This is a genomic window from uncultured Campylobacter sp., assembly GCF_938031315.1.
GTDB lineage: Bacteria > Campylobacterota > Campylobacteria > Campylobacterales > Campylobacteraceae > Campylobacter_B.
On record NZ_CALHHT010000306.1, the window covers coordinates 1 to 2,357 of the forward strand.

The window sequence follows — 2,357 nt, forward strand, 5'->3', positions numbered from 1 at the left end:
TTGCTTCCGCTTTGCTAAGATCCATTTTATCGTTCAGAAAAGCTCGCTTACTAAACTCGCCCGGATGCGCTATGCGAGCGCCCAGCGATACCGCCGCTTCAAGAGCTAGAGAGGATGCGACGAAGCCGCCGTGAGTTTGGATCTCGACTACGTCCTCGCCGGTAAAGCTGTGTGGGGATTTGAAATATATCAGTATCGCCTCGCCGAAAATTTCGCCGCTTGCGTCAAAAAGACCCGTAAGCGTCGCGCGGCGCGGCTCAAGATGGCTACGATGCGAGATAGCTAGCGCGATACGCAGAGCATCGCCGCCTGAAATTCTAACTATGCAGATTCCGCCGATACCGTGAGCCGTAGCGATAGCGGCGATAGTTTCGTTCATCGTTAGCTTTTTTCGTCTACGATGACGATTTTGCCGCTACGCGTGGATTTGATGCCCACGAAACGATCCGGATATGCTTGTTTTAGCTTGTCGGCTACGATTTTGATAAATGCGCCATCAAAAGCCTTCGTGACGATACGCTCATTTCCAGAGCGCTCCACGAGCGCATTTACGTAAGACTCGATAAATCGTTCTTGATTTTGTAAAAATTCCGCGATTTCAAAAACCACGGCAAGATCATATCTGATGCTGATCCAGTTGTAAATCATATACGAAAGTGCCTTGTAGCGGTGTCCTTCTTTGCCTATCAAAAGCGCGCTATCCTCGCCTTGCAGCTTGATATAGACGGTATTTTCGTCGATTTTGCTAACATCGCTAACTTCGATATTAAACTCACTTGATCTAAAAAGTGCAGATAGCTTCTCTTTGATATCGGATAAAATTTCATCCGTCACAACGCCCTTTTGCTTTTCTTTGCGATGTTTAGAATGCGTGGTGCGCGGACTTTGAGACTCTGATTTGTCGCCCTGCTTTTTCTCTGCTTTGCCGACTTTATTTTGTGGGGCGTTAAATTCCGGATTTTCGCTAAATTTCTCCCCTTCCAAAACCGCTTCTATTACGGCATTTTTCTTAAAAAAGCCCAAAAATCCACCGCTTGGATGCTGCAGCACGCGCACGTTAAGCTGCGTTACCGAGCATCCAAGCTCAGATGCTGCTTTATTATATGCGTCTTTTAAATTTTCTGCTTCAATTATCATGATTTTTTCTCCGCTATTTGAGCTTGTTTATGCCTAGCAAAGGCTTTATTAATGACGTATTGCTGGATAATGGAGCAGAAATTATTGACCGTCCAATACAGCGTCAGACCCGCAGGGAACATCACGAAAAATACCGTAAAAATGAGCGGCAAGAATTTCATCATCTTCTCTTGCATCGGATCGGTAAATGTAGTCGGCGTAATCTTTTGCTGCAAAAACATCAAAATTCCCATCGTAATCGGCAGTATATAGTATGGATCTTTAAGCGATAGATCGTGGATCCACAGCGCCCACTCCGCGCCCTTTAGCTCGATCGCGTTAAGCAAAACGCGGTAGATCGCGAAAAATACCGGGATCTGAAGCAAGATCGGCAAGCAGCCGCCCATCGGATTGGCGCCGTTTTTCTTATACAGATCCATCATATGCATCTGCAGCTTTTGCTTATCGTCCTTATATTTCTCCTGAAGCTCCTTCATCTTAGGCGCCAGATCCTTTAGCTTGTTCATCGATAGCATTCCCTTGTAGCTTAGCGGGAATAGGATTAGGCGGATAATGAGTGTAAGCACGACGATCGACCAGCCCCAGTTACCGATATAGCCGTGCAGCCAGTTTAGAAATTTAAACATCGGGCGGGCGATGAAGGTAAACCAGCCATATTCGATAATGTGCGTAAGAGCAGGATTTATCGAGCTTAGCGTCGCGTGATCTTTCGCGCCGATATAGCCCGTAAGACTAAGATCGCCGTCCGAGCCTATGAAAACCTGCGAAATTTTATCTGCGTCAGTCACGGTCGCATTCAAGCTCTCTCCGTAAAATAGCGTCGTATAATAGCGATCGGAGCTTGCAGCGATATTTGCACCACTTATTCGCTCGTTTTTATCCACGTCTCCATCTTTAAAAATTTCTACGCTTTCGTTTATAGCCTGCGAGCCTGTAAAAAATGAAGCGATTTTATCTGAAATTCCCGCTTCGCCCGGTTTTCCTACGATGACGCCGTGAACCGTATAGCTATCTACTTCTACGTTCGGGCGCGAGCCGGGACTAATAAAATAATGCGCATTGCCGCTTAACTTCAGATCCAATTTATAACTACCATTTGGATAAAAGGTAAGAATTTTATTTATGCTAACGGCGCCTAAACTTTGACTTAACGTAACGCTAGCCTCTCCGTTTCGTACGTCCAGCTCGCTAGATGAAGCGCTGTAAGGAGTATCGAAAGC

Annotated in this window: 2 protein-coding genes and 1 pseudogene; all 3 read right to left on the minus strand. The window is 46.0% G+C overall.

The genetic code is table 11. From position 1 onward, the window contains the following. Nucleotides 1-379 (minus strand): annotated as a pseudogene (locus Q0236_RS07545) (tRNA uridine-5-carboxymethylaminomethyl(34) synthesis GTPase MnmE); the annotation flags it as partial. A 2-nt stretch (nucleotides 380-381) separates the two neighbouring features. Continuing rightward, on the minus strand, nucleotides 382-1,137 hold the full coding sequence (locus tag Q0236_RS07550; RefSeq protein WP_297916585.1) for a Jag N-terminal domain-containing protein: 756 nt from the start codon (nucleotides 1,135-1,137) through the stop codon (nucleotides 382-384). Further along, nucleotides 1,134-2,357 (minus strand): membrane protein insertase YidC (yidC, locus tag Q0236_RS07555; RefSeq protein WP_297916587.1); only part of this gene is annotated, 1,224 nt, incomplete at its 5' end. The genes Q0236_RS07550 and yidC, both read right to left, overlap by 4 nt.

Bases quoted from the DNA above. Each gene is read 5' to 3' on its own strand.
- Q0236_RS07550 (WP_297916585.1), bottom strand. From the start codon at position 1,137: ATGATAATTGAAGCAGAAAATTTAAAAGACGCATATAATAAAGCAGCA.